Raw genomic sequence first — 5,896 nt, forward strand, 5'->3', positions numbered from 1 at the left:
GATCATTTGCAGTTGAATATAGAACCTCGTTAATTCGAAGTCCTTCTTCACCACCCCTTGTGTTCATAACAGTATCATCCCCGCAGCTCAAATTCAACAGTGCCAGCATCAAAAAAAGCGAAAGACGAGATGAATTTTGCATGACAACTTCTCCTTTTAGGTTAAAAAAATATCCAGGCTGGAAGAGTGCGGACTTGCACCCTTCTTTATCCCTGGATGTTCATTAACCGATATTACTGAAAATTTACAAAAAGGATTTCTTGGATATTGCTATTTTGTTATTGAAGGGCTTAAAATTACGAGCGTAACTTAGAAGGCGGGATTTTGAAGTGCTTACGGAACAGCAAGCTAAAGGAACTTCGACTTTCAAAACCGACATCGTAGCAAATCTGGGTAATACTTAGAATCTAATTTTTTCAAATTTACAAAAATCACTCACTCAATAAAAAAATCCAGGGAAGGCACCATAAGGACCAGTGACGGCGTGCAGTCGTACTATTGCCTGGTGGGTACCGGGCCGGATACGGTTGTTGTACCTGCAGCCGCTTTCCTGGTACAGAAATTCAAGAGACTCTCACCCGGACTGACACTCATTTTTTATGACCCTCGTAACCGGGGTCGTTCTGAAGCAGTTTCAGACACAACACACTTAGGAATTCAATATAGTTTGTCGGATCTTGAAGACGTCCGTCAACATTTTCGCATCAAGAAAATGTCTTTGATAGGCTGGTCTTACCTCGGCGCCATGGTAGCGCTCTATGCCGCAGAGCGTCCGGAGCAAGTCGACCGGGTGGTGCAGATTGGTCCCATTCCACCCAGAAAGAATCCATATTGGCAACAGTTTCTCACACTACGCGCAGCGCGCATGGAATAGCCTTGGTCTTGGCTGTCTGCAAAATATGCAGCATAGAATTGAAGAAATAACCACCTCAGCAACCTATCGCAAAATGGTCGATAGACTGCGGCTGGCAGCAATGATGGCAAATCCTAAAACCATTGACCGGATTCAGGGCGACCACTCTAATTTGGAGAATGAATCGCCGGAAAATATTGACTTCGTGATGTCAAAAATGTATGAATCAATAGGAGACTGGGATTGGCGGGATGATATGAGTAATTTGCTCATGCCGGTGCTGACCATTCAAGGGGAACAAGATGCCATTCCAATGGATTCTGCAAAAGAATGGGTTGAAATTCTCCCCAATGCCCGCCTGCTCAAAATCCCTGATTCAGGTCATTTACCATTTGTTGAACAGCCGGATATCTTCTATCCTGCTGTTGAGAAATTCTTGAACGGCGAGTGGCCGGAGGGTTAGGGTGTTCACGCTTCAGCGTGTTTCCCCCTCACCCATCAAGCCCCGATTCCTTAATTCTTATAGTAGATGAGTCGGGGCTTGAACACCTTTTGTTTTCCCCTCATCTATCAGCCTTTAGGTTGTCTTTTTAAAGTTTTCCAGGTCTATGAATCCATCTTCGCCAATATTTCTCGCAACCGGCCTGGAATATCCATTGCGTCATGCAGGACGGACATTACCCCAAGCCCGCCATTCTTCAGCTTTCTAAAGAAAATGTAGTGTCGTTTGTAATGAATCTGATAAACGTCGATTTCGGAAAGAAGCGCCTGTTTAGGCAATCGCCGCCACGGAATCTGTCTTGCCGCAGCTTTTTGAATGTGAGCATCTATTTCATGAATGTATTTGTCGGCCTGCTGTTCTCCCCACCTTTGCTTTGTGTAATACCAGATGTCCTCAAGCTCGCGTTTGGCTCCTGGGTACAGCAGATACTTGCTCATGATTTTTCTTCATGGTAGCGAGCTTTTGCATCGCGGATGATCTCCGCCGGGGTAGCTTTTATATATTCGCTATCATCAGCTAAGATCGCTGGCTCAAGGTGGTTGCGAAGCCAGTCCCAGGCTTTTTCCTGTTCTTGCAAATCGTGGCGAATGAGGTCACGCACATACTCACTTGCGTTTTCAAAAAGCCCATCATCGGAAATCTGTTTCTCGAGGTGCTCCATTAATTTGCCGCTCAACCGTACATTCACATTCGTAGAAGCCATAACAAAACTCCTGATTCTGATAAATTATCGGTTTTTTATTGTAAGCATTGTATAGTTATAATGCAATATAATTTATTATTCTTTACAGTTCGGCTTTGGTACGGTCCGGATATCATTCAGCAGTTTGGGACGGCACCAACTCTATCGGTGTGAGAGTGGGCAGCGAAGTTTACTACTATTAGTGGACCAAAATCCTTCCCAATGCCCGCCTGCTCAGAATTCCTGATTCAGGGCATCTGCCATTCGTTGAGCAGCCCGATATTTTCTATCCTGCTGTTGAGAAATTCTTGAACGGCGAGTGGCCGGAGGGTGCAGTGCAGATTGTTGGCAAAGATAAATAGAACCGTAGGGGCACATTGCAATGTGCCCCTACACCAATTTCTCGACCTAATTAATCGTCAATTCAAAAATCCTGCGGTTCTAACTTAAATAATATCAACCATTCCGATTATTCACCGCAGAAATTTTGCGAACTTCACTTCAGAAGATATATTTTCCCTTAACTCACCACAATTTTTTCTTAAAAGGCGTTTTTTCTATTGACAATACTCCATATTTTCGCTAATATTATGGAGTATGTTCCACAGAATCATAAAAATTCCGGGCAAAACATAGTTTTTTTCTCTTTGGGGCCAGAGGAACCGAAGCTTACAGTAGAACGTATCTGAAGGAAGAAGTCTGGAATGAACAGATCATTCGCAAACTGGAACCATTTAGTTATTTTCTCGAAGTCGCCGCGCAGATGAACGGAAGAGTTCTGAATTTCTCAAAGATTGCGCGAGATATTGGCGTCGACACAAAAACGGTACAATCGTATTTTCAAATCCTTGAAGACACCCTGCTGGGGTTTGTGCTGCCGCCGTTCCGTCGCTCCCTCAGAAAACGGCAGTTGACAAATCCCAAGTTTTATTTTTTCGATACAGGTGTAAAACGGGCCCTCGATCGCACGCTGACCGTTCCCCTTCTCCCGCAAACGTAAGGGTTCGGAGAGGCCTTTGAGCATTTTGTCTTCCTGGAAATGCAGCGGCACAATGAATACAAGAAGCGTGACTACCGCTTCTCATATCTTCAGACCCACGACGGGGCGGAAGTCGATTTCGTCGTCGAACGCCCGGGTAAGCCTATAGCGCTTGTTGAAATCAAGTCGGCTACCCAGATCCAGCCATCCATGGTAAAACACCTCGAGAGCTTTTGCCGTGAGTTTTCGGCTTGCGAACCCTATCTCCTTTCCCTCGACTCAACGCCACAGAAGATTGGCCCTGTGCGCGCCCTTTATTGGAAACAAGGTTTGAGAGCGCTCGGACTTTAGCCCGGACAATTCCTATAAAACTCAAAATATGCCACTGTAGATCCAAAATCCCAAAATGAAGTTGGGGACGGATTCGAAAAAGCCTGTCCTGAGCTTTGTCGAAGGGCTCACCACGGCTCGGTCATTCGGATTTGGGATTCCTCTCTCATGTCTACCATTTCTGACCGACCAAATCTCCTTTAAAAAAAATATCCTATCCTGAAGGTAAAAGGCAATTGGCAGCCGCGGGATCTAAGCCTGCTTTCTGTCAATTGCCCTTTATGAAAAGCATATAAGACTTTCTCAACTAACCCCAACCTCACTAGCCTGCCTATATTCCTCACCCTTTTGCCGTAATCCTTCCTCAAGGGCTTGCTGTTCCTCCAAACCCTGTTGCTCTGCAAATTCGCGCACGTCCTGAGTTATTTTCATAGAACAGAACTGCGGGCCGCACATGGAGCAGAACCTGGCCTCTTTGAAAGAATCGTGCGAAAGGGTTTCGTCGTGGTAGCCACGGGCGGTTTCCGGGTCGAGGGAGAGATTGAACTGGTCTTCCCAGCGGAATTCGAAGCGCGCTTTGGAAATCTCGTCGTCCCATTTTTGCGCACCCGGGTGGCCTTTGGCCAAATCAGCTGAGTGGGCAGCGATTTTGTAAGCAATCAGGCCCTGCTTAACATCTTCCTTATTAGGCAAACCCAAATGCTCTTTCGGCGTCACGTAGCAGAGCATGGCGGTGCCGTACATACCGATCATCGCCGCGCCGATGGCCGAGGTAATGTGATCGTAACCCGGGGCGATGTCGGTCACCAGTGGACCCAGTGTATAAAATGGCGCTTCATGACAAACCTTCTGCTCCCTGTCGATATTCTCCTTGATCAGGTGCATCGGAACATGGCCCGGGCCTTCGATCATGACCTGCACATCGTGCTTCCAGGCAATTTCAGTTAATTCTCCCAGAGTATCAAGTTCCGCGAATTGAGCCCGGTCGTTGGCGTCGGCAATGGAGCCGGGTCGCAGGCCGTCGCCTAAAGAAAAAGAAACGTCGTATCTCTTGAGGATTTCACAAATGTCTTCAAAATGAGTGTAGAGAAAATTTTCTTTGTGGTGGTAGAGACACCATTTAGCCAGTATCGCGCCGCCGCGGGAAACGATGCCGGTGACCCGGTTTGCGGTCAAAGGAATGTAGCGCAGCAGCACGCCGGCATGAAGGGTCATGTAATCTACACCTTGCTTGGCCTGATCCTCGATGACTTTCAGCATGATCTCCAGTGTTAACTCCTCCGGTGACTTCACGTATGTCAATGCTTCGTAAATCGGCACGGTGCCGATCGGTATCGGTGAATTTCGCAGAATGCCTTCGCGGGTTTCAACAATCTGCTTGCCGGTGGATAAATCCATCAGGGTGTCGGCCCCCCATTTTACCGACCAGTTTAACTTCTCCACTTCTTCCTCAATCGAGGAAGTGGTTGCCGAGTTGCCAATGTTGGCGTTTATTTTCACCAGAAAATTCTTGCCGATGATCATCGGCTCTAACTCAGGGTGATTAATATTTGCCGGAATAATTGCCCGCCCCTCGGCCACTTCTTTTCTAACAAATTCCGCCTCAACGTTTTCGCGTTTAGAAATAAACTCCATCTCTTTCGTGATAATTCCTTTTCGTGCCTGGGCAATCTGGGTGATGCTGCCGTTGCTTTGTTTACCATTTTTCATCTTTAATCCTCCTTAAAATAAAAAAGACCGCATTCACCAATTAGTGTTGAAAAGTCGGTCTAAGTTTTCGATGAGAGATTGTAAAGAATTCATTGTCACCGTTTCCTACGCCAGCATTATCTGGATCAGGTGTAAGGGACAGTTCTCAGCCGACGGTTTTGTCAGCGCCCCTACGGGTTTATTGAAGTAAGTGAAATGATTTTAGAAATGCAAGCATTTTCGAGAAGCGAAAAAACGAAGTGCGAAGAGCGAGAAGCGTACCAACAAATTCGCTCGGAGTTTATCCTGAGCTCGTCGAAGGGCTTTATCGCTCAGCGCTCATCGACAAAAGCTCAAAAACACCTTGAAGAAAATGATGCGTAATTCTCGCCGTCAGTCCCCAAAGATTGAACACCTCGGAAGAACCCGGCCGCGAGTACTGAAAATTTAAATATTTCATGCGCTCAAAATCAGCAAGATCCAAGTCGGACTGAAATTGTTCAAACAAAACGTCCAGAGGAATTTCAACGATCTCGGCTACTTCAAAGTCGTTGATTTTATACTTCGGCTGTTCAGGGCACCAGGCCAGATGAGCGGCTGCATCGTGGCTGGATATCAGGGTGTCGAAAAAACCCATCTCCCCTAAATAAGTATATTGGTCTTCGTCCACACCAATTTCTTCAGAGGCCTCCCGGGTTGCAGTCGCAAAACTCGAGTCATCCTCGGGATCGATTTTTCCGCCCGGGAAGGCCATGTGCCCGCTGTGGATGTTCATGCCGTGTGTCCGGCGGATATAAACTAAATGGCTTTGCTGCTCTTTTTCGAAAAAGAGCAGCAGGACTGCTGCGGGAATGTAGCCTT

General features: G+C 46.7%; 10 protein-coding genes and 1 riboswitch. Of the genes, 3 read left to right on the plus strand and 7 right to left on the minus strand.

Features of this window, described 5'->3' with window-relative positions:
* Together IH879_18310 and IH879_18315 are read right to left on the minus strand one after the other, a co-directional pair.
* Window positions 1-142: hypothetical protein (locus IH879_18310; GenBank protein ID MCH7676878.1), on the minus strand; the 142-nt coding region annotated here is incomplete at its 3' end.
* 154 nt (window positions 143-296) lie between these two features.
* The gene (locus IH879_18315; GenBank protein MCH7676879.1) at window positions 297-407 is read right to left on the minus strand and encodes an AraC family transcriptional regulator; all 111 of its coding nucleotides are present in this window, start codon (window positions 405-407) and stop codon (window positions 297-299) included.
* Window positions 408-484: 77 nt separating this feature from the next.
* Here IH879_18315 and IH879_18320 point away from each other — a divergent pair, with 77 nt between their 5' ends.
* Entirely contained in the window at window positions 485-874 is a 390-nt protein-coding gene (locus IH879_18320) for an alpha/beta fold hydrolase (GenBank protein MCH7676880.1), read from the plus strand.
* 25 nt (window positions 875-899) lie between these two features.
* Window positions 900-1,316 (plus strand): hypothetical protein, encoded by a 417-nt coding sequence (locus IH879_18325; protein ID MCH7676881.1) that lies wholly within the window; start codon window positions 900-902, stop codon window positions 1,314-1,316.
* Window positions 1,317-1,459: 143 nt separating this feature from the next.
* On the opposite strand, the gene IH879_18330 is transcribed toward IH879_18325, so the two are convergent.
* The 3 genes from IH879_18330 to IH879_18340 all read right to left on the minus strand — a co-directional run bounded on the left by IH879_18330 (window position 1,460) and on the right by IH879_18340 (window position 3,061).
* Window positions 1,460-1,792 carry a type II toxin-antitoxin system RelE/ParE family toxin gene (locus tag IH879_18330; GenBank protein ID MCH7676882.1) on the minus strand — a complete coding sequence of 111 codons (333 nt, stop codon included), beginning with the start codon at window positions 1,790-1,792 and terminating at the stop codon, window positions 1,460-1,462.
* A complete protein-coding gene (locus IH879_18335) occupies window positions 1,789-2,058 on the minus strand; it encodes a transcriptional regulator (GenBank protein MCH7676883.1) in 270 nt (89 codons plus the stop codon). The genes IH879_18330 and IH879_18335 overlap by 4 nt, the downstream gene beginning before the upstream one ends.
* A 766-nt stretch (window positions 2,059-2,824) precedes the next feature.
* Window positions 2,825-3,061, minus strand: a complete 237-nt coding sequence (locus IH879_18340) for a hypothetical protein (protein ID MCH7676884.1) — start codon at window positions 3,059-3,061, stop codon at window positions 2,825-2,827.
* 15 nt (window positions 3,062-3,076) lie between these two features.
* On the opposite strand from IH879_18340, the gene IH879_18345 reads away from it, so the two are divergent.
* A complete protein-coding gene (locus IH879_18345; GenBank protein ID MCH7676885.1) occupies window positions 3,077-3,367 on the plus strand; it encodes a DUF4143 domain-containing protein in 291 nt (96 codons plus the stop codon).
* Window positions 3,368-3,649: 282 nt separating this feature from the next.
* Here the strand turns inward: IH879_18345 and thiC are convergent, their stop codons facing one another.
* The gene (gene thiC, locus IH879_18350; protein MCH7676886.1) at window positions 3,650-5,056 is read right to left on the minus strand and encodes a phosphomethylpyrimidine synthase ThiC; all 1,407 of its coding nucleotides are present in this window, start codon (window positions 5,054-5,056) and stop codon (window positions 3,650-3,652) included.
* 85 nt (window positions 5,057-5,141) lie between these two features.
* Window positions 5,142-5,238: riboswitch (TPP riboswitch) on the minus strand.
* A 122-nt stretch (window positions 5,239-5,360) separates the two neighbouring features.
* On the minus strand, window positions 5,361-5,896 hold a 536-nt coding region (locus IH879_18355; protein ID MCH7676887.1), incomplete at its 5' end, for a CoA pyrophosphatase.

Source organism: candidate division KSB1 bacterium (genome assembly GCA_022562085.1).
Lineage (GTDB): Bacteria > Zhuqueibacterota > Zhuqueibacteria > Oceanimicrobiales > Oceanimicrobiaceae > Oceanimicrobium.

Excerpts from the sequence above, each read along its gene's own strand:
- IH879_18325 (MCH7676881.1), top strand. The coding sequence starts at position 900 with ATGCAGCATAGAATTGAAGAAATAACCACCTCAGCAACCTATCGCAAA.
- IH879_18330 (MCH7676882.1), bottom strand. The coding sequence starts at position 1,792 with ATGAGCAAGTATCTGCTGTACCCAGGAGCCAAACGCGAGCTTGAGGAC.
- IH879_18335 (MCH7676883.1), bottom strand. The coding sequence starts at position 2,058 with ATGGCTTCTACGAATGTGAATGTACGGTTGAGCGGCAAATTAATGGAG.
- IH879_18340 (MCH7676884.1), bottom strand. The coding sequence starts at position 3,061 with ATGCTCAAAGGCCTCTCCGAACCCTTACGTTTGCGGGAGAAGGGGAAC.
- IH879_18345 (MCH7676885.1), top strand. The coding sequence starts at position 3,077 with ATGCAGCGGCACAATGAATACAAGAAGCGTGACTACCGCTTCTCATAT.
- thiC (MCH7676886.1), bottom strand. The coding sequence starts at position 5,056 with ATGAAAAATGGTAAACAAAGCAACGGCAGCATCACCCAGATTGCCCAG.